General features: G+C 69.7%; 19 protein-coding genes. 12 read left to right on the top strand and 7 right to left on the bottom strand.

The window, feature by feature from the left end:
- Positions 1–82 precede the first annotated feature (82 nt).
- The 4 genes from OP79_RS26455 (at position 83) to OP79_RS26440 (ending at position 3,663) form a co-directional block, all read left to right on the top strand.
- Positions 83–1,054 carry an aldo/keto reductase gene (locus OP79_RS26455; protein ID WP_033323496.1) on the top strand — a complete coding sequence of 324 codons (972 nt, stop codon included), beginning with the start codon at positions 83–85 and terminating at the stop codon, positions 1,052–1,054.
- 124 nt (positions 1,055–1,178) lie between these two features.
- Positions 1,179–1,727, top strand: coding sequence for a TetR/AcrR family transcriptional regulator (locus OP79_RS26450; RefSeq protein WP_033323494.1), 549 nt, complete (start codon positions 1,179–1,181; stop codon positions 1,725–1,727).
- Positions 1,724–3,262 (top strand): MFS transporter, encoded by a 1,539-nt coding sequence (locus tag OP79_RS26445; protein WP_033323492.1) that lies wholly within the window; start codon positions 1,724–1,726, stop codon positions 3,260–3,262. Before OP79_RS26450 ends, OP79_RS26445 begins: the two co-directional genes overlap by 4 nt.
- A 152-nt stretch (positions 3,263–3,414) precedes the next feature.
- A complete protein-coding gene (locus OP79_RS26440; protein ID WP_033323491.1) occupies positions 3,415–3,663 on the top strand; it encodes a hypothetical protein in 249 nt (82 codons plus the stop codon).
- A 48-nt stretch (positions 3,664–3,711) separates the two neighbouring features.
- On the opposite strand, the gene argH is transcribed toward OP79_RS26440, so the two are convergent.
- Positions 3,712–5,139 carry an argininosuccinate lyase gene (gene argH / locus OP79_RS26435; RefSeq protein WP_033323489.1) on the bottom strand — a complete coding sequence of 476 codons (1,428 nt, stop codon included), beginning with the start codon at positions 5,137–5,139 and terminating at the stop codon, positions 3,712–3,714.
- A gap of 111 nt (positions 5,140–5,250) precedes the next feature.
- Complete coding sequence (locus OP79_RS26430; RefSeq protein WP_211270867.1) at positions 5,251–6,447, bottom strand: argininosuccinate synthase; 1,197 nt, start codon at positions 6,445–6,447, stop codon at positions 5,251–5,253.
- A gap of 254 nt (positions 6,448–6,701) precedes the next feature.
- Here OP79_RS26430 and OP79_RS26425 point away from each other — a divergent pair, with 254 nt between their 5' ends.
- The 7 genes from OP79_RS26425 (at position 6,702) to OP79_RS26395 (ending at position 14,763) form a co-directional block, all read left to right on the top strand.
- Positions 6,702–7,598 (top strand): hypothetical protein, encoded by an 897-nt coding sequence (locus OP79_RS26425; RefSeq protein WP_033323486.1) that lies wholly within the window; start codon positions 6,702–6,704, stop codon positions 7,596–7,598.
- Positions 7,599–7,736: 138 nt separating this feature from the next.
- Positions 7,737–8,324 carry a pyridoxamine 5'-phosphate oxidase family protein gene (locus OP79_RS26420; protein ID WP_033323484.1) on the top strand — a complete coding sequence of 196 codons (588 nt, stop codon included), beginning with the start codon at positions 7,737–7,739 and terminating at the stop codon, positions 8,322–8,324.
- 280 nt (positions 8,325–8,604) lie between these two features.
- Positions 8,605–10,398: a peroxidase family protein gene (locus tag OP79_RS26415; RefSeq protein ID WP_078492017.1), complete on the top strand. Its 1,794-nt coding sequence runs from the start codon at positions 8,605–8,607 to the stop codon at positions 10,396–10,398.
- Between the two features lie 147 nt (positions 10,399–10,545).
- Complete coding sequence (locus tag OP79_RS26410; RefSeq protein WP_033323483.1) at positions 10,546–11,238, top strand: L,D-transpeptidase family protein; 693 nt, start codon at positions 10,546–10,548, stop codon at positions 11,236–11,238.
- Positions 11,239–11,422: 184 nt separating this feature from the next.
- Positions 11,423–12,802: a ferredoxin reductase family protein gene (locus OP79_RS26405; RefSeq protein WP_033323481.1), complete on the top strand. Its 1,380-nt coding sequence runs from the start codon at positions 11,423–11,425 to the stop codon at positions 12,800–12,802.
- A gap of 19 nt (positions 12,803–12,821) precedes the next feature.
- Positions 12,822–13,973 (top strand): FMN-binding protein, encoded by a 1,152-nt coding sequence (locus OP79_RS58295; RefSeq protein WP_033323479.1) that lies wholly within the window; start codon positions 12,822–12,824, stop codon positions 13,971–13,973.
- Positions 13,974–14,025: 52 nt separating this feature from the next.
- Complete coding sequence (locus OP79_RS26395; protein WP_211270868.1) at positions 14,026–14,763, top strand: FAD:protein FMN transferase; 738 nt, start codon at positions 14,026–14,028, stop codon at positions 14,761–14,763.
- A 196-nt stretch (positions 14,764–14,959) separates the two neighbouring features.
- Here OP79_RS26395 and OP79_RS26390 read toward each other — a convergent pair whose 3' ends face one another.
- From OP79_RS26390 to argC, 5 genes are read right to left on the bottom strand one after another with little or no spacing between them, the layout of a single operon-like run.
- The gene (locus OP79_RS26390) at positions 14,960–15,496 is read right to left on the bottom strand and encodes an arginine repressor (RefSeq protein ID WP_033323478.1); all 537 of its coding nucleotides are present in this window, start codon (positions 15,494–15,496) and stop codon (positions 14,960–14,962) included.
- 10 nt (positions 15,497–15,506) lie between these two features.
- A complete protein-coding gene (locus tag OP79_RS26385) occupies positions 15,507–16,706 on the bottom strand; it encodes an acetylornithine transaminase (protein WP_033323477.1) in 1,200 nt (399 codons plus the stop codon).
- Complete coding sequence (gene argB, locus OP79_RS26380) at positions 16,703–17,632, bottom strand: acetylglutamate kinase (RefSeq protein WP_033323476.1); 930 nt, start codon at positions 17,630–17,632, stop codon at positions 16,703–16,705. The genes OP79_RS26385 and argB overlap by 4 nt, the downstream gene beginning before the upstream one ends.
- Entirely contained in the window at positions 17,629–18,780 is a 1,152-nt protein-coding gene (gene argJ, locus OP79_RS26375) for a bifunctional glutamate N-acetyltransferase/amino-acid acetyltransferase ArgJ (protein ID WP_033323475.1), read from the bottom strand. The genes argB and argJ overlap by 4 nt, the downstream gene beginning before the upstream one ends.
- A complete protein-coding gene (gene argC, locus OP79_RS26370) occupies positions 18,777–19,805 on the bottom strand; it encodes an N-acetyl-gamma-glutamyl-phosphate reductase (protein ID WP_033323473.1) in 1,029 nt (342 codons plus the stop codon). Before argC ends, argJ begins: the two co-directional genes overlap by 4 nt.
- Positions 19,806–19,957: 152 nt before the next feature.
- On the opposite strand from argC, the gene OP79_RS26365 reads away from it, so the two are divergent.
- Entirely contained in the window at positions 19,958–20,563 is a 606-nt protein-coding gene (locus tag OP79_RS26365; protein WP_033323472.1) for a LysE family translocator, read from the top strand.
- The last annotated feature ends 2 nt before the right edge of the window (positions 20,564–20,565 follow it).

Here is a 20,565-nt window from a genome sequence, read left to right as displayed (position 1 = left end):
CGCGGGTGGGCACAGCGGCCAATGGCCAGAGGAACGGTTACGTTGGTCCGGAGCCGCACAAGAGCGACCGAACGGAGCCCCCATGCCCTTCGCCCGACTCGCCTCAGCGACGACCCCCACCTGCCACATCGGCCTGGGCCTCGCCGCCGTCGGCCGCCCCGGCTATATCAACCTCGGCCGCGAGAGCGACCTCCCGGCCGAACGCAGCGTCGAGGCGTTGCGCGAGCGATCCCATGAACTCCTCGACGCCGCCTACGCCCAGGGCGTCCGCTACTTCGACGCGGCCCGCTCGTACGGCCGTTCCGAGGAGTTCCTCGCCGACTGGCTGCGCGCCCGGCCCGAGATCGACGATGTCGTCATCGGCAGCAAGTGGGGCTACACCTACACCGCGGGCTGGCGGGCGGACGCCGAGGAGCACGAGGTCAAGGACCACAGCGTCACCACGTACGAGCGGCAGCGCGCCGAGTCCGCCGAACTGCTCGGCGACCGGCTCGACCTGTACCAGATCCACTCGGTGACCCCGGACAGCCCGGCCCTCACCGACAAGGAACTCCACGCCAAGCTGGCGGAAGCCGCGGCCCAGGGGCTCACGATCGGCTTCTCCACCAGCGGACCCGCCCAGGCCGACGCCATCCGGGCCGCGCTCGCCGTGACGGTCGAGGGCGAGCCCCTCTTCCGTACCGTCCAGGCCACCTACAACGCGCTGGAGACCTCCGCCGCGCCCGCGCTCGCCGAGGCGCATGACGCCGGGCTCACCGTGATCGTCAAGGAGGCCATGGCCAACGGCCGCCTCGCCGGTCCGCACGCCCCGGAGGCGGTGCGCGCCATCGCCGAGGCGGCGGAACTCGGCGCCGACGCGGTCGCCCTCGCCCTCGTCCTGCGGCAGCCCTGGGCCGGTGTCGTCCTCTCCGGCGCGGCCACCGTCAACCAGCTCACCTCGAACCTGCACGCCGCGGTGGTGGACCTGGACGACGAACAAGTGGCCCGGCTGGCCGCGCTCGCCGAGGAGCCGGGCACGTACTGGGAGCGGCGCGGGCAGCTGCCCTGGCACTGAGCACCCGCTGATCACCGGAGTCCAACACTGCGGGCACCGCAGGCAGGCATGACTGAGCGGGCATGGATGAGCCGCGTACGCCTTGAATGAGACACTCATGTCTCATGTGGGCTATGGTTGTCTCATGGCTGTCGATCGCTCACATGTGCTTCGCAGCGCCGCCGCGCTGCTCACCCGGAAGTCCACCTCCACCATGGACGAGGTCGCCAAGGCCGCCGGGATCAGCCGGGCCACCCTGCACCGCCAGTTCGCCGGGCGCGACGCCCTCGTGCGAGCGCTCGAAGAGCTCGGCATCGAGGAGTGCGAGGCGGCGCTGGACGCGGCGCGGCTCGACGAGGGGTCCGCGAGCGATGCCGTACGCCGACTGGTGCGCGAGATCGAGCCCGCCGCCGGACTGCTCTCGTTCCTCTACACGGAGAACCAGCTCTTCGAGGGTGAGCAGCAGAACGAGGGCTGGGCCCGGCTCGACGCCCGTATCTCCGCCCTGTTCCGGCGTGGCCAGGAGAGCGGCGAGTTCCGTATCGACCTCACGCCCGCCTGGCTCACCGAGGCGCTGTTCGCACTGATCGCGTCCTGCGCCTGGGTCGTACTGAACGGCAAGGTCGCCGCGAAGGACTTCCACCACATGATCGTCGAGCTGCTGCTCGGCGGCGCACTACGGAGAGAATCATGACCAGCACACAGCAGTGGACGGCGGCGACGGAAGTGGAGAAGCGCCCCGGGCGCTGGCTCGCACTGGCCGTGCTCGTCCTCGCCGTGCTGCTTGTGGCCGTCGACGCGACCGTGCTCGGGCTTGCCACCCCGTACATCAGCGAGGACCTGAAGCCGTCCGGTACGCAGTTGCTGTGGATCGGTGACGTCTACTCGTTCGTGATCGCCGGTCTGCTCGTCTCGATGGGCAGCCTCGGCGACCGTATCGGCCGTAAGAAGCTGCTGCTCATCGGCTCGGTCGCGTTCGGCCTGGTCTCCGTGCTCAACGCCTATGCGGGCACTGCGGAGTTGATGATCCTGGCGCGGGCGCTGCTCGGCGTCGCGGGCGCGACCCTGATGCCCGCCACGCTCGCCCTCATCCGCAACCTCTTCCACGACCCGCGCGAACGCAGTCTCGCCGTCGGCATCTGGGGCGCGACCGCCTCCGCGGGCATGGCGATCGGGCCGATCGCCGGCGGTTTCCTGCTGGAGCACTTCTGGTGGGGCTCCGTCTTCCTCATCAACCTCCCCGTGATGGCGGTCCTCGTCGTCGTCGGCATGAAGCTGCTGCCCGAGTCCCGTGATCCCGAGCCCGGCCCGTGGGACCTGATCAGTGTCGTCCTGTCGCTCGTCGGGATGGTCGGCATCGTGTACGGGGTCAAGGAGGCCGCCGCACACGGGGTGAGCGGGGAGGCGGCTGCCGCGGGTCTGCTCGGTGCCGCCGCGCTCTTCGGCTTCGTACGCCGTCAATTCGCGCTGGAAACGCCGCTGTTGGACATGCGACTGTTCCGCAATCGCGGCTTCTCGGCGGCCGTGCTCGCCGATCTGCTGACCATTCTCGGCCTGTCGGGTCTGGTCTTCTTCCTCTCGCAGTACCTGCAACTCGTCCAGGGCATGCGGCCGTTGGTGGCGGGTCTCGCCGAACTGCCCGCCGCGGTGGGCGCGGTGGTGGCCGGATTGATCGCTGGTTCGGTGGCGCGCCGATACTCGGTACGGGCCGTCGTCGCAGGCGGGCTCGCCGCGATCGGCCTCGCGCTGGCCACGCTCACGCTGCTGAGCCCGTCCACCGGCTATCCACTGCTCGGCGGCGCACTGCTGTTCGTGGGCGTCGGCGCGGGTCTCTCGTTCACCGTGACCGCCGACGTGATTCTCTCCAGTGTGCCGAAGGAGCAGGCGGGCGCCGCGTCCGCGGTCTCCGAGACGGCGTACGAACTCGGCGCGGCCCTCGGTATCGCGCTCCTCGGCTCCATCGTCACGGGCGTCTACGGCGGCTTCACGGCTCCGGCCGGTACGCCTCCGGAGGTGGCCGCAGCGGCGCACGAGTCCCTGGGCGGCGCGGTGGAGGCGACGGCGGGCCTGCCGAATGCGGAGGCGCTGCTGAGCGCCGCCCGCGCGGCCTTCGTCGACGGGCTCACGCTCGCGGCGGGCGCCGGCGCGGCGGTGCTGCTCGGCGCGGCGGTGGCGGCGTGGTTCCTGCTGCGGGGGCAGCGGCTGGAGGGCGGGGCGGAGCACCCGTAGCCCGCCGCGCGCCGTGGTGGCCTGGTGGCGTACGGGTGCCCAAGTCACCCAAATCCCCAGGCCACCGGCCGCTTTAAGCCCGTTTTCGCCCTCACCTGATGCTCTTGGCCGTGTACCCGGTGTCGTCCCACTCGGCTGAAGGAGCCACCGACATGACACGTCGTACCCGTAAGACAGTTGTCGTCGCCGCCACTGTGCTGGCCGCCGCAGGCCTGGCCGGAGGCGGTGTCGCCATCGCCGCCGACGGCGACCGACCGCCGCGCGACAAGGTCGAGTTCGTCGTCGAGGAAGGCACGTCGAACAGTGGAACCAGCGCCTGGAGCGAAGAGGACTGCCCTGAGAAGGACGGGGGCGGCGGCACCCCGTCCGAGCCCACGGGCGATCCGGCCGACGCGCTGTGACCGCCGCACTCCCCCGCTGACCTCAGGCACTCACGGGCACTCACCCGCTTACTTGCGGGCGTTCGCCCACGCGTGCTGGTCCGCCACGTCCGCCTTGACCTCGGCGAGCTGGACCGCGACCGCGCTGGGTGCCGTGCCGCCGCGGCCGTTGCGGGAGGCGAGGGCGCCGGGGACGTTGAGGACGGTGCGTACCTCGGGGGTCAGATGCGCGGAGATCTTCGCGAACTGTTCGTCGGTCAGCTGGTCCAGCTCCTTGCCCTCGGCCTCGGCGACCTTCACGCACTCCCCCGCGACCTCGTGCGCGACCCGGAACGGCACGCCCTGCTTGACCAGCCACTCGGCGATGTCGGTGGCCAGCGAGAAACCGGCCGGGGCCAGCTCCTCCATGCGCTCGCGGTTGACGGTCAGGGTCGCCATCATGCCGGTGAAGGCGGGGAGCAGGACCTCCAGCTGGTCGCAGGAGTCGAAGACCGGCTCCTTGTCCTCCTGGAGGTCGCGGTTGTACGCGAGGGGCAGCGCCTTGAGCGTCGCCATCAGGCCGGTCAGGTTGCCGATCAGTCGGCCGCTCTTGCCGCGTGCCAGTTCCGCGATGTCCGGGTTCTTCTTCTGCGGCATGATCGACGAGCCGGTGGAGAAGGCGTCGTGGAGGGTGACGAAGGAGAACTCCTTCGTGTTCCAGAGGATGATCTCCTCGGCGATCCGGGAGAGGTTCACGCCGATCATCGCGGTGATGAAGGCGAACTCGGCGGCGAAGTCCCGCGAGGCCGTCCCGTCGATGGAGTTGCCCGAGCTGCCGTGCTCGAAGCCGAGGTCGCGGGCGACGGCCTCCGGGTCGAGTCCCAGACTGCTGCCGGCCAGTGCACCCGAGCCGTACGGCGACACGGCCGTCCGCTCGTCCCACTGACGCAGCCGCTCGGCGTCCCGGGAGAGGGCCTGGGCGTGGGCCAGTACGTGATGTGCGAAGAGCACCGGCTGGGCGTGCTGAAGGTGCGTACGGCCCGGCATGGCGACGTCCGGGTGGGCCTCGGCCAGGCCGATCAGGGCGTCCTGGAGGTCGGCGATCAGGCCGCCGATGATCCGGGCGTGGTCGCGCAGGTACATCCGGAAGAGCGTGGCGACCTGGTCGTTGCGCGAGCGGCCCGCGCGCAGCTTGCCGCCGAGGTCCGGGCCGATCCGCTCCAGGAGGCCACGCTCGAGCGCCGTGTGCACGTCCTCGTCGGCGATGGTCCCGACGAGCGTGCCGTCCGCCACATCGGCTTCGAGCTGGTCGAGGCCCGCGAGCATGCGCTCCAGCTCGTCGTCGGTGAGGAGGTTCGCCTTGTGCAGCACACGCGCGTGGGCCCGTGAACCGGCGATGTCGTACGGCGCGAGCCGCCAGTCGAAGTGGACGGACGCGGACAGCTTGGCCAGGGCCTCGGCGGGACCGTCGGCGAAACGGCCGCCCCAGAGCCGTACGTCACCGCTGTTGCTGCTCACTTGCTCTGCTCCTCGGAGAATGGTGAATGTGCGACCGCCTCCCCACCCTTGCAGGTGAGGAGGCGGCTGTCAGGTCGGTACGGGCGAGGCTTACGCCAGGTCTCCGTCAGGCTACGCCTGCAGATCACGCCGTGCCGCGATCTTCGACGACAGGCTGTAGATGTCGATGAAGCCCTTCGCCGCGGACTGGTCGAAGGAGTCGCCCGTGTCGTACGTCGCGAGGTTGAAGTCGTACAGCGACGACTCGGAGCGGCGGCCGGTGACGACGGCACGACCGCCGTGCAGGGTCATCCGGATGTCGCCGGAGACATGCTGGTTGGCCTCGTTGATGAAGCCGTCCAGGGCGCGCTTGAGCGGGGAGAACCACAGGCCGTCGTAGACCAGCTCGCCCCAGCGCTGCTCGACCTGCCGCTTGTAGCGGGCGAGTTCGCGCTCGACCGTGACGTTCTCCAGCTCCTGGTGGGCCGTGATCAGCGCGATGGCGCCGGGAGCCTCGTACACCTCACGGGACTTGATGCCGACGAGGCGGTCCTCGACCATGTCGATCCGGCCGATGCCCTGGGCGCCGGCGCGCTCGTTGAGCTGCTGGATGGCCTGCAGGACGGTGACGGGCTTGCCGTCGATGGCGACCGGGACGCCCGCCTTGAAGGTGATGACGACCTCGTCGGGCTCACGCGGGAGCGCGGGGTTCTGCGTGTACTCGTAGACGTCCTCGATCGGGGCGTTCCAGATGTCCTCCAGGAAGCCGGTCTCGACGGCGCGCCCGAAGACGTTCTGGTCGATGGAGTACGGCGACTTCTTGGTGGTGGCGATCGGCAGGCCCTTCTCCTCGCAGAAGGCGATCGCCTTGTCCCGGGTCATCGCGTAGTCGCGGACCGGGGCGATGCACTTGAGGTCGGGGGCGAGGGCGACGATGCCGGCCTCGAAGCGGACCTGGTCGTTGCCCTTGCCGGTGCAGCCGTGGGCGACCGTGCTCGCGCCGTGCTTCTGGGCGGCGGCGACGAGGTGCTTGACGATCGTCGGCCGGGAGAGGGCGGAGACCAGCGGGTAGCGGTCCATGTAGAGGGCGTTGGCCTTGATCGCCGGGAGGCAGTACTCCTCGGCGAACTCGTCCTTGGCGTCCGCGACCTCGGCCTCCACGGCACCGCAGGAGAGCGCGCGCTTGCGGATGACGTCCAGGTCCTCGCCGCCCTGGCCGACGTCCACGGCAACGGCGATGACCTCGGCGCCCGTCTCCTCGGCGATCCAGCCGATGGCGACGGAGGTGTCCAGGCCGCCCGAGTAGGCGAGTACGACGCGCTCGGTCACGGGTTTCTCCTCACAGTGCATTCGCTGACATGCATGAGTATGCAGCACTCTGCATGGTTCGTCAATCTCGGGGTCCGCTGGAGGGCATGGCGAACAAATCTCAGGTTTTGTTTGAACAGGTGAAACCGCTTTCGCGTATCTCCCGCTGAACGCAGGCGCCGCGTTTGTACACCGCAAGACCGCTGTACCGCACAGACAGCACGCCGCCCGAGGGACCACGGGCGGCCCACCCCCGACCAGAGCGAGGCTTCCGCATGTCCAGGGCTCTCCCGAAGTACCACAAGCGCCGCGTGGCGATGATCGGCGGCGCCGCCGCTGTCGTGTTGTCCGGCGCCGTGATCGCCGGATCGGCCTTGGCCGGAGAGACGTCGAACAACGGCGAGCAGGCCGCCACGAACGCGTCGCCCGGCACGGTCAACTGCCCGGCCGTCGAGGGCAGCCTCCCCGCGATCCCGGCCTCCGCGCAGGCCGAGGTGGAGCGCAACCTCACGCTCCTCGACACCCAGATCTCCGAGGCCAACAAGAGACTGGTCGACACGGTCGGCCAGGGCGGCCCCAACTTCGTCCAGAACGCCATCCTCGGCCCGCTGGAGGACAAGCGCATCGCCACGTTGAACCGCATCGAGACCGCCATCGGTCGTGCTGCGGAGAAGCCCCAGGGCCTCGAAGCGCTCGCGGCCTGCGAGCTCAACGCGGGTGGGGCGGCCGACGCGGGCGGCGAGGCCGAGGAAGAGCCGACCGAGGCGCCCACCGACGCGGCGGGCGGGAACGAAGACGCTGCCGGTGACGCGGCCGACGACGCCGGAAACGCGGAGGACGCGGGCGGCGCCGAGGACGCGGGCAATGCCGGCGCCGCGGGCACCATCAGCTGCCCCGACGTCGAGCCGAGCCTGCCCGCCGAGATCCCCGCTTCCGCTCAGGCGGAGGTGGACAGCAACCTCGCCCAGCTCGACACCCAGATCGCCGAGGCCAACCAGCGCATCATCGACACGGTCGGCCAGGGCGGCCCCAACTTCGTCCAGAACGCCATCCTCGGCCCGCTGGAGGACAAGCGCGTCGCCGCGCTGAACCGCATCGAGACCGCCATCGGTCGTGCTGCGGAGAAGCCCGAGGGTCTCGAAGCGCTCGCGGCCTGCGAGCTCAACCAGTAACCGACGCCACCGAGTATGCCCTCCGTGGCCGCCCCGAGCGCTGGGCCGGGGCGGCCACGGGGCCCGCGGGCCCCAAGGTGCGCAATGGGGGCGCAATTCCTTAGACAGACAAAGGAGTTGCGCCAATAATCGTTAGGCATGGGAAAGACCTACGAGCGCATAGACGGCCGACTGCGTACGTTCATCGAGGCGCAGCCCCTCTTCTTCACCGCGACCGCGCCCCTGTCCGGCGACGGCACGGTCAACCTCTCCCCCAAGGGCCTCAAGGGCTCGTTCGCGGTCCTCGACGAACTCACCGTCGCCTACCTGGACTTCGCCGGAAGCAACGCCGAGACGATCGCCCACCTGCGGGAGAACGGCCGGATCACCCTGATGTGGTGCGCCTTCCAGGGCCCGCCGAACATCGTCCGCGTACACGGCCGCGGCGAGCCCGTCCTCCGTGACGATCCGCGCTTCAAGGAACTGCTCGCCCATTTCCCGGACATCGACCCGACCCCGCACGGCCTGCGCGCGATCATCGTCGTGACCGCCGAACTCATCCGGGATACCTGCGGCTACGCGGTGCCCTTCATGGCGTACGAGGAAGACCGCGAGTTGCACGCCAAGCGCTTCGCGCGGGAGGACGACGTGTCGCTGGACGCGTACTTCCAGAAGAAGGAGCACGTGGCGACCAGCCTGGACGGGCTACCCGGGCTGCCGTTGCCCCTGCCACCCACCCCGGCCTGATCTCGTACACCTTGAGAACCTTGCGACATTCCGTACCTTCATGCCCGTGTGCGCATGGTTTGCGGATCTTCTTGCCACACAAGGCTGTTGAGACATTTGACGGAATTCTCCCCTCCGCCGTTCGCAGCGCCTACGCTCGGCGCCAGCGCGCCCAAGGCGCTGTCACGCACCCAAGGCGCTGCCAGGGGACGTCCGGAGAAGTCGCACAGTGTCCGGACCCGGGGCTTGAGCCCACAAGGAACACAGGGACAGCACGACATCAGGAACAGATGGGGGATCCATGTTCCGACCCGCACGCGAACCTCAGAGCAAACGCCATATCCGCAGCTCCTACTACGTCCTCGGCGAGGGCATCTTCAACGATCCGGGCACGAGCAGCGACACCCCGATCGAACCGTCGACGCCGTCGACCATCGCCTCGCTGCGCAAGTTCCGCTTCTCCCGTCTGAGCCCCGTGCCCGGGACCACGGTGACGAGCAGGGCACTGCGCGAGGCGCTCGCCAAGGCGATGACGCCCGACCCCGCCGGCCCGGCCGGAGAGTCGCCGGACTCCTCCCGCCCCGCCATTCCGGCGGGATTCACCTACCTGGGGCAGTTCGTCGACCACGATCTGACGCTCGACGCCACCATCCGGGACCTGGAGCAGGACGTCACCGTGGAGGAACTCATCCAGGGCCGCTCTCCCGCCCTGGACCTCGACAGCCTGTACGGGCGAGGGCCGCAGAAGCCGCAGGACCGGAAGTTCTACGGGCCCGACGGAATCCGGTTGCGTACAGGCAGGACCCAGCCGGTGGGAGGAGCGGACGGTGTCAACGACGTCCCGCAGCAGGAACTGGACGGGTTCGACCTGCCACGGGTCGGCATCGGCTCGTCGATCGGGGAACGGCGGGCGGCGCTGATCCCCGATCCCCGCAACGACGAGAACCTCGCCGTCGCCCAGATCCACTGCGCCTTCATCCGCTTCCACAACAAGGTCGTCAGCGACCTGGCCGCGAAGGGGACGGACAGCGCGGTGCTCTTCGACACCGCGCGCGAACTGGTCGTCAAGCACTACCAGTGGATGCTGCGCACGGACTACCTGATCCAGATCGTCGACGACCAGATCGTGGACGACGTCTTCACCCACGGTCGCAGGTACTTCGATGTGGCGCCCGAGATCAAGTACGACGACGGCGCTGTCGAAGACGACACGTACCGAACCCTTCAGCCCGGCGACGCGCCCACCATGCCCATCGAGTTCTCGGTGGCGGCCTTCCGCCTGGGCCACAGCATGGTCCGCGCCGAGTACGAGTGGAACCGGGTGTTCAACAGCGGGCAAGGCCCCGGCGTCATCGTTCCCGCGACGCTGCGGCTGCTCTTCGTCTTCTCCGCGACCAGCGGCAATTTTCTGCCGGGCCCGCCCAGTCAGGACGACAACCCGGACGCGGGCACCGCGGAGCGTCTGCCGACCAACTGGGTCGCCGATCTCCCCCGGCTCTTCGACTTCAGCGAGACCGGCCGTAAGGAGCTCATGCGGACCGCGGACCAGTTCAACCTGGCGAAGCGGATCGACACCCTGCTGGTCGACGTGCTCAAGCAGCTCCCGCTCGGGTCGTTCGGCGCCCGGGGGGCCACGGTCCCGGAGATCGAGCGGAATCTCGCCTTCCGGAACCTCACCCGGGCCAACATGCTCAAGCTCGCGACCGGCCAGGAGATGGCGGAGTTCTTCAAGCTCGACGAGGACGAGCGGCTCACCGAGGACGAGATCGAGCACGGCAGCGGCGGTGCGTCGCTGGCGGAACTGAGCCCGGAGGAACGGGAGTTGGTCAGGACCAAAACTCCCTTGTGGTTCTACATCCTCAGGGAGGCCGAGGTGAAGGGCGGCGGCCGGCTGACCGGGGTCGGCGGCCGTATCGTCGCCGAGGTCTTCCACCGGGCCATGGAGGGCAGCAAGCACTCCATCGTCCGTGATCCCGAGTGGCGTCCCACCCTCGCTGTGGACCAGAGCACCTTCCGGATGAGCGATCTGCTGCTCTACGCGTTCGAGGGCAAGGCCGAACTTCTCAACCCGCTGGGTCCCCCGCCGGGTCTGTGAGCGCGGACCCCGTGGACACCGTGGGTTCCGGGCGGGCCTGGCAGGCCGCTCGGAGCCCACGGGAACACCGGCGAGTACACCAACGGACGGCGCCTGTACGGCCCACCCGGGCTGCTCCTGCCGCTGCCTCCCCGTAGCGTCCGATTCATGCGTCTCGGAGCCGCCGCCTTCCTCGTGTCAGCGTCCCTCCTCACCCTGGCTCCGAGCGGCCCGCCTCCCCTTCCCGAGCGGATGGCGGACACCGGCGGCGGCACCCAGCTCATCACCGCGCAGGCCTCGCGCACGTCTTCGACGACCGGGACCCTCACCTGGTGGGACCGGCGCGACGGGCGCTGGGTGAAGACCGGTTCGTCCGCCGCGCGCTTCGGCGCCAAGGGGCTGGTCGAGGGCGGCTCGCGCCGACAGGGGACGAACACGACACCCACCGGGCTCTACGACCTTCCGTACGCGTTCGGGATCAAGGCCGCGCCCGGTGGGACCAAAGCCCCGTACCGCCGCGTGCGCCAGAACTCCTGGTGGTGCCAGGACAACGACTCGCGCTCCTACAACCGCTGGACCGAGCCGCGCCCGGCCGACTGCCGGGCCGCCGAGTCCGAGCACCTGATCTCGTACGGAACGCAGTACGCGTACGCGCTCGTCATCAGCTTCAACTACGAGCGGCCCGTGCCCGGGCGGGGCGCCGGGATCTTCCTTCATGTCAACGGGCGTGGGGCGACGGCCGGTTGTGTGTCCGTGCCGCGGGACGCGATGCGGCGGATCCTGGACTGGGCGGATCCGGCGCGCAGGCCGCACATCGCGATCGGGACGGAGAGCGGTCCGACCTCGATCGTCCGCTACTGAGGTCGATCGCTGTCGATTGCCGAGGTCGGTTGCCGAGATCGCTCAGCCCTTCGCGCCGCCGCCGGGTTACCGCGAGTCGCAGCAGTTCACCCCTTACTCCCTGGTGCATTGAACAAGCTGCCGTCCCGGGACGTACCACTGGGCCAAGGGCCACTCCCCCTCTCGCCAGTCCCACGGAGGAACCGTGAGTACGATCGCCGGCGGTCGCGCTGCGCGGCGCCAGACGTTGCGCCGCATCCGCCCTCGCCGCAACCCCGCAGTCCCGCTGCTGCTCGCTGTCTGGGCGGGTGCGGTGGGGGTGGTCTGGCTGTGGTGGAGCAACACTCCGGCCATCGCCAACAACACGGACCGGATACTCAACGCCGGCCGGATCACCGGCCTGCTGGCCGGTTACCTGATGGCTCTCGTGGTGTTGCAGATGGCCCGGGTGCCCGCGCTGGAGCGCCGCGTCGGCTCGGACCGCGTGGCGCGCTGGCACGCGATGAGCGGCCGCTACACGCTCTGCCTGGTCCTCGCGCACCTCATCCTGACCATGTACGGCTACGCGCTGCAGGCCGGCCTCGGGTTCTCCGGGATCGTCCAGCAGACCATCGACTCGGTGAACACGCTGCCGGACATGGGCAAGGCGGCGATCGGCACGAGTCTGCTGCTGTTCATCGGCCTGATCTCCATCGGCGGGATCCGGCGCAGGATCCCGTACGACACCTGGTACCACATCCATCTGCTCACGTACGCGGCCGTGTACCTGTCGTTCTGGCACCAGCTGTCCACGGGCAACGACTTCGCCGTCCAGCCCGCCGCGACCACAGCCTGGTACGCGCTGTACGGGACCGTGACCGCGCTGGCGCTCTGGTACCGGGTGCTCGTGCCGATCCGGCTGAACATGCGGCACCGTATGCGGGTCGCGGACGTCGTCGAGGAGGCACCCGGGGTCGTCTCGGTGCTGATCTCGGGGCGGCGGCTGCACCGCATCGGCGCCGAGGCCGGACAGTTCTTCCGGTGGCGGTTCATGGCGCCGGGCATGCGCTTCAGCTCGCACCCGTACTCCCTGTCGGCGGCGCCCCGCCCCAACATGCTGCGCATCACGGTGAAGGCGATCGGCGACCACACCTCCAGGCTGCGCGAGCTGGAGCCCGGTACCCGCGTCTGGGCCGAGGGCCCGTACGGCGCGATGACCGCCTCCCGGCGCAGGAGCGGCAAGGTGCTGCTGATCGCGGGCGGTGTCGGCATCACCCCGATGCGGGCGCTGTTCGAGACGCTGCCCGGCTCGCCCGGCGATCTGACGCTGCTGTACCGGGCCAACAGCACCCAGGACCTGGCTCTGTGGGACGAGCTGGCCGCCATCGCCGACGAGCGCGGCGCCCGGCTCATGTACGCGGTCAACAGCCCGGACGGGGAGCGCCCCGACATCTCGGCGGAGACCCTGCGCAGAAAGCTGCCGGACGTCGACAGCCATGACGTTTTCCTGTGCGGGCCTCCCGGCTTCGCACAGCAGGTCTACGAAGCACTCCGCGGCGCGGGCGTACCGGCCCGCCGCATCCATCACGAGTCGTTCGAGATGTGAGCGACGGGAGTCAGGAGCGATGAAGAAGAGTCACCCCATCCGGCGTGTCATGCTCGCAACCGCCGCCACCGTGTCCGGGATCGTGCTGGTTCTGTCGCTGAAGCCGGCGTCGGACCCGTCATCGTCCGCATCCGCGCAGGACGGCGGAGCGTCACCACAGGGCGGAGCGCAGCAGTCGGCCGTCCAGGACGGCGCGGTCACCGGAGACGCGGCCACGACCGAGTACGGTCCCGTCCAGGTCCGCCTCACCATGGCCGGCGGCAAGATCACCAAGGCCGAGGCGGTGCAGCAGCCCAAGGGCGGGCGCAGCGACCAGATCAGCGCCGACGCGATCCCCAAGCTCAACCAGGCGGCCGTCGCCGCGGGCAGCGCCGACATCGACGCCGTCTCCGGCGCCACGTACACCAGCGCCGGCTACAAGAAGTCCCTCCAGTCCGCCATCGACAAGGCCGCGCAGTCGGGTGGTGGCGGCTCCTCGTCCGGCTCGGCCCAGGCCCAGACGGTCACCGGAGACGTGGCCACGACCGAGTACGGCCCTGTCCAGGTCCGCGTCACCATGGCCGGCGGCAAGATCACCAAGGCCGAGGCCGTACAGAAGCCGACCGGTGGGCGCAGCGACCAGATCAGCGCCAACTCCGTGCCCAAGCTCAACCAGGCGGCCGTCGCCGCGGGCAGCGCCGACATCGACGCCGTCTCCGGCGCCACCTACACCAGCGCCGGCTACAAGAAGTCCCTCCAGTCGGCCATCGACAAGGCTCCCAAGTCCGGTGGCGGGTCTGCTGCCGGATCCGGCCAGGCCGGTGCAGGCAGTGGCAGTGGCGGTAGCGATAGCGGTAGCGGGTCCGCGGGCTCTGACAATGCCGGCGGCGGTGGCGGGTCCGCCGACGTGGCAGCCGACGCGCGCGTCGTGACCGGCAGCGTGGCCGAGACCGAGTACGGCCCCGTCCAGGTCCGTATCACCTACAACGGCGGCAAGATCACCAAGGCCGAGGCGGTGCAGAAGCCGAAGGGCGGACGCAGCGACCAGGTCAGCGCCAACTCGATCCCGAAGCTCAACCAGGCAGCCGTCGCCGCGAGCAGTGCCGACATCGATGCCGTCTCCGGCGCCTCCTACACCAGCGCCGGCTACAAGAAGTCCCTCCAGAACGCCTTGGACCAGGTCGGTGGCTGAGGTGGCGGATCCCGCGCAGGCGCTCCCCGCGGTGCGTCACGCGGAGGAGGTGATGGGCACGGTCGTCTCGTTCGACGTGCGCGGCGGCGAAGCGACGGCCGTGCAGACCGCGTTGGAGGAGGCGATCGCCCAACTCCACGTGGTGGACGCGGTGTTCAGCACCTACAAGGAGAACAGCCAGATCTCCCGGCTCGGCCGGGGCGAGCTGGCCGTCGACGACTGCGACCCGGAGGTCGCCGAGGTTCTCGAACTGTGCGCCGAGGCCGAGCGGTTGAGCGACGGCTGGTTCAGCACGAAGTACGCGGGCGTCGTCGACCCGACCGGTCTGGTGAAGGGCTGGTCGGTCGAGCGCGCGGCCCGGCACCTCATGGCGGCCGGGGCGAGCGGCGTCAGCGTGAACGGCGGTGGCGACGTGCAGTTGCTCGGCACGCCGGGGCCCGAGCGGCCCTGGCGGGTCGGTGTCTCGGACCCGCTGCGCCCCGGCTCCCTCGCGGCGGTCGTCTCCGCGGCGGGCGCCGACGAACTGGCCATCGCCACCTCGGGTTCCGCCGAGCGCGGCGTCCACATCGTGGACCCGGGCACCGGCAAGTCCGCGGTCACCGACCTGGTGGCCGTGACCGTGGTGAGCCCTCGGCTCACCTGGGCGGACGCCTGGGCGACGGCGGCCTTCGCGATGGGCGCCCGGCACGCCCTCAGCTGGCTGGAGTCCCTGCCGGACGTCGAGGCGCTGCTCATCACGGCGGGCGACGAAGTCCGTTGTACGGGTGGGCTGGCCGCCCGGCTCGGGTAAGGGCGCCGCGAGGGCAAGTGCGGTACGACATCTGCGGGCCGTCGGTGGCAGGTCGCTCCCCCACTCTCGGCTGCTCCCCCAGTGCCTTAAGGGCCTGAGGGCCCCAGAGCGGGGGAACCCCCATCGCGGCTGAGCCGCAAATCGATACAGCCCCGCGCCCCTATGGGGCACGGGCGCGCCCCATACGAGGCGCGGCTCAGTGATTGTTCTGGGCAAGCCGCAGCAGATGGTCCGCCAGCGCCTGACCGCCCGACGGATCACGGCTGATCAGCAGCAGCGTGTCATCGCCCGCGATCGTGCCGAGGATGTCGTGCAGTTCGGCCTGGTCGATGGCCGAGGCGAGGAACTGTGCGGCACCCGGCGGCGTACGCAGGACCACGAGATTGGCGGACGCCTCCGCGGAGATCAGCAGCTCCGCGGACAGGCGCCGCATCCGCTCCTCCTTCGCCGACTCGCCCAGCGGTGCGCGCGGGGTGCGGAAGCCGCCCTCGCTCGGTACCGCGTAGATGAGGTCGCCGTCGTTGTTGCGGATCTTCACCGCGTTCAGCTCGTCCAGGTCCCGGGAGAGCGTCGCCTGTGTGACGGTCAGCCCGTCGTCGGCGAGGAGCTTCGCCAACTGGCTCTGGGAGCGCACCGGTTGCCGGTTGAGGATGTCCACGATCCGGCGGTGGCGTGCGGTGCGGGTCTGCGGCACGGCAGGCCCGGCGTGCTCGTGATCCTGCGCCTGACTCATCGTCGTCGTCTCATTCTTTGGCTCGTCCGTCCCCGTTGGCTACCGCGTCCAGGACACCGGGAAGGGCCTGGAGCAGCGCGTCCACTTCGTCATCGCCGAGATTCAGCGGCGGCATCAGCCGTACGACATCGGGGGCGGGCGCGTTCACCAGTAGGCCGGCGTCCTGAGCCGCCTGCTGCACCTGGGGCGCGAGCGGCTCGGTGAGCACGATACCCAGGAGCAGGCCCGAGCCACGGACATAGTCGATCATTGGGTGGCCCAGTGCCTCCACCCCGCCGCGCAGCTTCTCGCTCGTCCGCTTCACGTTCTCCAGCAGGCCCTCGGCCTCGATGGTGTCGAGGACGGCGAGCCCGGCGGCGCAGGCGACCGGGTTCCCGCCGAAGGTCGTGCCGTGGTGACCGGGCTTCAGCAGCTGGGCGGCGCGGCCGAAGGCGACGGTCGCGCCAAGGGGCAGTCCGCCGCCGAGGCCCTTGGCGAGGGTGACGATGTCCGGCAGGACGCCCTCGTGGGCCTGGTACTCGAACCAGTGCCCGGTCCGACCGACGCCCGTCTGCACCTCGTCGAGGACGAGGAGGGTGCCGGTGGCGGCGGTGATGGCGCGGACCGCCTTGAGATAGCCAGCGGGCGGTACGACCACGCCGTTCTCACCCTGCACCGGCTCGACGATCACGAGTGCCGTGTCCTCGGTGACGGCGGCGGCCAGCGCCTTCGCGTCGCCGTACGGGACATGCGTGACGTCACCCGGCAGCGGCAGGAACGGCTCCTGCTTGCCCGGCTGCCCGGTGAGCGCGAGTGCGCCCATGGTCCGGCCGTGGAAGCCGCCCTGCGTGGCGACCATGTGTGAACGCCCGGTCAGCCGCCCGATCTTGAAGGCGCCCTCATTGGCCTCCGCACCGGAATTACAGAAGTAGACGCGGCCGTCACGCCCGAAGAGCTGGAGCAGCCGTTCGGCGAGCGCGACGGGCGGCTCGGCGACGAAGAGGTTGGAGACATGGCCGAGGGAGGCGATCTGCTTGCTGACGGCCTCGACGATCGCGGGATGGGCGTGGCCGAGGGCGTTCACCGCGATCCCGCCGACGAAGTCGAGGTACTCCTTGCCGTCGGCGTCCCAGAGCTTCGTGCCCTCGCCGCGGACAAGGGGTAGCCGTGGGGTGCCGTAGTTGTCCATGAGCGCGCCCTGCCAGCGCGTGGTCAGCTCCTGGTTGGTCATGACTCCCCCACTGCGTCGTTCGCTACGTCGTTCTCTGCGTCCGGCACGACCATCGTGCCGATGCCCTCGTCGGTGAAGATCTCCAGCAGGATCGAGTGCTGGACACGCCCGTCGATCACACGGGCGGTGTTCACACCGTTGCGGACGGCGTGCAGACAGCCCTCCATCTTCGGCACCATGCCGCTGGCCAGCTCGGGCAGCAGCTTCTCCAGCTGCTTCGCGGTGAGCCGGCTGATCACCTCGTCGGAGTTCGGCCAGTCCTCGTAGAGTCCCTCGACGTCCGTGAGGACCATGAGGGTTTCGGCGCCAAGTGCCGCAGCGAGTGCCGCAGCCGCCGTATCAGCATTGACGTTGTAGACATGTCCGTCGTCCTGGGAACGGGCGATCGAGGAGATGACCGGGATCCGGCCGTCCTCGAGCAGTGCCTCGATCGCGCCTGTGTCGATTGCGGTGATCTCGCCCACCCGCCCGATGTCGACGAGCTCGCCGTCGATCTCGGGCCGGTGCTGAGTGGCGGTGATGGTGTGCGCGTCCTCGCCGGTGAGCCCTATGGCGAGCGGTCCGTGCTGGTTGAGCAGCCCGACGATCTCGCGCTGGACCTGTCCGGCCAGGACCATGCGTACGACGTCCATGGCCTCCGGGGTGGTGACTCTGAGCCCCGCCTTGAACTCGCTCTCCAGCCCGTGCAGATCGAGCTGCGCGTTGATCTGCGGGCCGCCGCCGTGCACGACGACGGGCTTGAGGCCGGCTTGCCGCAGGAAGACGACGTCCTGCGCGAAGGCGGCCTTCAGCTCCTCGTTCACCATGGCGTTGCCGCCGAACTTGATGACTACCGTCTTGCCGTTGTGCCGGGTGAGCCAGGGCAGCGCCTCGATGAGGATCTGCGCCTTGGGCAGTGCGGTGTGCTTCCGCGTCGCATTGCTCATGACGAGTATGCGCTGTTCTCGTGGACGTAGTCCGCGGTGAGGTCGTTGGTCCAGATCGTGGCGGTCTCGTCGCCGGCTGCGAGGTCCGCGACGATGTGGACCTCGCGGTAGCGCATGTCGACCTTGCCGCGATCTTCGCCGACTCCGCCGTTCTTGCAGACCCATACGCCGTTGATGGCGACGTTCAACCGGTCGGGCTCGAAGGCTGCTTGGGTCGTACCGATGGCGGACAGGACGCGGCCCCAGTTGGGGTCCTCGCCGTGGATCGCGCACTTGAGGAGGTTGTTGCGGGCGATGGAGCGGCCCACCTCGACGGCGTCGTCCTCGCTCGCCGCGTTGATCACCTCGACCTTGATGTCCTTGCTGGCGCCCTCGGCGTCCCGGATGAGCTGCTGCCCGAGGTCGTCGCAGACCGCGCGTACGGCCTCGGCGAACTCGGCGTATTCCGGGGTGACTCGGGAGGCGCCGGAGGCGAGCAGCAGGACGGTGTCGTTGGTGGACATGCAGCCGTCGGAGTCGACGCGGTCGAAGGTGACCTTCGTGGCCGCCCGCAGGGCCTTGTCCAGTACGTCGCTCTCGACGTCGGCGTCCGTGGTGAGGACGACGAGCATGGTGGCGAGGCCGGGGGCGAGCATGCCCGCGCCCTTGGCCATGCCGCCGACGGTCCAGCCGTTTCCTCCGGCGACAGCCGTCTTGTGCACGGTGTCGGTGGTCTTGATGGCGATGGCGGCCTTCTCGCCGCCGTGCTCGGTGAGTTGGGCGGCGGCCAGTTCAACTCCCGGCAGCAGCTTATCCATCGGGAGCAGCAGTCCGATGAGCCCGGTGGAGGCGACGGCGACCTCCCCGGCGTTGTGCCCCAGAACCTCGGCGACCTTCTCGGCGGTGGCGTGTGTGTCCTGGAAGCCCTTGGGTCCCGTACAGGCGTTGGCGCCACCGGAGTTGAGGATCACGGCGGAGACGAGGCCGCCCTTGAGGACCTGCTCGGACCACAGCACCGGCGCGGCCTTCACACGGTTGGAGGTGAAGACGCCCGCGGCGGCCAGACGGGGCCCGTTGTTGACCACGAGGGCCAGGTCCGGGTTGCCGTTCTCTTTGATGCCTGCTGCGATGCCGGAGGCGGTGAAGCCCTTGGCAGCGGTGACGCTCACGGTGCGACTCCGATCGTGGAAAGCCCAAGCTCCTCGGGCAGCCCGAGGGCGATGTTCATGCTCTGCACCGCGCCGCCCGCGGTGCCTTTGGTGAGGTTGTCGATGGCGCTGATCGCGATGATGCGGTGCGCGGCGGCGTCGTACGCGACCTGGATCTGAACGGCGTTGGAACCGTAGACGGACGCGGTCGCCGGCCACTGCCCTTCCGGCAGCAGATGTACGAAGGGCTCGTCGCCGTACGCCTTCTCGTACGCGGCGCGCACGGACTCGGCGGTGACGCCGCGGCGGGCCTTGGCGGTGCACGTGGCGAGAATGCCGCGCGGCATCGGGGCGAGGGTCGGTGTGAAGGAGACGGTGACGGGCTCGCCGGCTGCCGCGCCGAGGTTCTGGATCATCTCGGGGGTGTGCCGGTGGACGCCGCCGACGCCGTACGGCGACATGGAGCCCATGACTTCGCTGCCCAGCAGATGCGGCTTGGGCGCCTTGCCCGCGCCGGAGGTCCCGGAGGCGGCGACGATCACGGCCTCGGGTTCGGCGAGCCCTGCCGCGTACGCGGGAACGAGCGCGAGCGAGGCGGCGGTCGGGTAGCAGCCGGGTACCGCGATGCGCTTGGACCCCTCCAGCGCGGCGCGGCCACCCGGCAGTTCGGGGAGCCCGTAGGGCCAGGTCCCGGCGTGCGCGGAACCGTAGAACTTCTCCCAGTCCCCCGCGTCCTTGAGCCGGAAGTCGGCGCCCATGTCCACGACGAGGACGTCCGGACCGAGCTGCTCGGCAACGGCAGCGGACTGCCCATGAGGCAGAGCGAGGAAGACGACATCGTGCCCGGCGAGGACGTCGGGGCTGGTCTCCTGGAGCACACGGTCGGCGAGCGGCAGCAGATGCGGCTGCAACGCACCGAGGCGCTGCCCCGCGTTGGAGTTGCCGGTCAGAGCACCGATCTCGACCTCGGGGTGCACCAGGAGCAGCCGCAGCAGTTCCCCGCCCGCGTACCCACTCGCTCCGGCCACCGCCGCACGTACCGCCATGGAACCCTCCTCCTTGATGGCATGACTATACGTTTCGCTGCACGTTTATGCAATCCAGGGTATGGACCACCGAACGGGTACAGCTTTGGACCTGTCAGTCGGACCATGGCCGCAGCAGGGTGAGGGGACGCCGAACTTCGCGGAGGTCCCCTTTGAGTATCGCGTTCTTGCTGACCACCCTGGTTGTGGTGGTCACCCCGGGCACGGGAGTGGTGTACACCCTCGCCGCCGGGCTGTCCCATGGCCGCCGGGCGAGCGTGGTCGCCGCGCTCGGCTGCACCCTCGGCATCGTGCCGCACCTGGCAGCGACGATCACCGGCCTCGCCGCACTGCTGCACACCAGCGCGGTCGCCTACGAGACGGTGAAGTACCTCGGTGTCGGCTATCTGCTGTTCATGGCATGGGCGATGCTGCGGGACAAGGAAGCGTTGGCGGTCGCGCAGGAAGCCGAGCCGCGGCCGGTGGTCCGGGTGATCGCCTCCGGTGTGCTGGTCAATCTGCTCAACCCGAAGCTCACGATGTTCTTCGTCGCGTTCCTGCCGCAGTTCGTGCCCGCCGGCGCATCCGGCTCTCTTGGCGCGATGCTCCGGCTCAGTGCTGTCTTCATGGGGCTCACCTTCGTCGTCTTCGTCGCGTACGGGATGTGCGCCGCCGCCGTACGCAGCCGCGTACTGGCCCGGCCGCGGGTGATGACCGGCATCCGTCAGGTGTTCGCAGCCTGCTTCGTGGCCCTGAGCGCGCGGCTGGCGGTGGCGTGATC

This window comes from Streptomyces yerevanensis, from assembly GCF_000716805.1.
Taxonomy (GTDB): Bacteria; Actinomycetota; Actinomycetes; order Streptomycetales; family Streptomycetaceae; genus Streptomyces; species Streptomyces flaveus.
This window is presented reverse-complemented; position numbering and strand designations above follow the sequence as displayed.

Bases quoted from the DNA above. Each gene is read 5' to 3' on its own strand.
- OP79_RS26455 (WP_033323496.1), top strand. From the start codon at position 83: ATGCCCTTCGCCCGACTCGCCTCAGCGACGACCCCCACCTGCCACATC.
- argC (WP_033323473.1), bottom strand. From the start codon at position 19,805: ATGGCGGTACGTGCGGCGGTGGCCGGAGCGAGTGGGTACGCGGGCGGG.
- OP79_RS26440 (WP_033323491.1), top strand. From the start codon at position 3,415: ATGACACGTCGTACCCGTAAGACAGTTGTCGTCGCCGCCACTGTGCTG.
- OP79_RS26395 (WP_211270868.1), top strand. From the start codon at position 14,026: ATGGGCACGGTCGTCTCGTTCGACGTGCGCGGCGGCGAAGCGACGGCC.
- OP79_RS26425 (WP_033323486.1), top strand. From the start codon at position 6,702: ATGTCCAGGGCTCTCCCGAAGTACCACAAGCGCCGCGTGGCGATGATC.
- OP79_RS58295 (WP_033323479.1), top strand. From the start codon at position 12,822: ATGAAGAAGAGTCACCCCATCCGGCGTGTCATGCTCGCAACCGCCGCC.
- OP79_RS26445 (WP_033323492.1), top strand. From the start codon at position 1,724: ATGACCAGCACACAGCAGTGGACGGCGGCGACGGAAGTGGAGAAGCGC.
- OP79_RS26385 (WP_033323477.1), bottom strand. From the start codon at position 16,706: ATGACCAACCAGGAGCTGACCACGCGCTGGCAGGGCGCGCTCATGGAC.
- argB (WP_033323476.1), bottom strand. From the start codon at position 17,632: ATGAGCAATGCGACGCGGAAGCACACCGCACTGCCCAAGGCGCAGATC.
- OP79_RS26390 (WP_033323478.1), bottom strand. From the start codon at position 15,496: ATGAGTCAGGCGCAGGATCACGAGCACGCCGGGCCTGCCGTGCCGCAG.
- OP79_RS26415 (WP_078492017.1), top strand. From the start codon at position 8,605: ATGTTCCGACCCGCACGCGAACCTCAGAGCAAACGCCATATCCGCAGC.
- OP79_RS26410 (WP_033323483.1), top strand. From the start codon at position 10,546: ATGCGTCTCGGAGCCGCCGCCTTCCTCGTGTCAGCGTCCCTCCTCACC.
- OP79_RS26450 (WP_033323494.1), top strand. From the start codon at position 1,179: ATGGCTGTCGATCGCTCACATGTGCTTCGCAGCGCCGCCGCGCTGCTC.
- OP79_RS26420 (WP_033323484.1), top strand. From the start codon at position 7,737: ATGGGAAAGACCTACGAGCGCATAGACGGCCGACTGCGTACGTTCATC.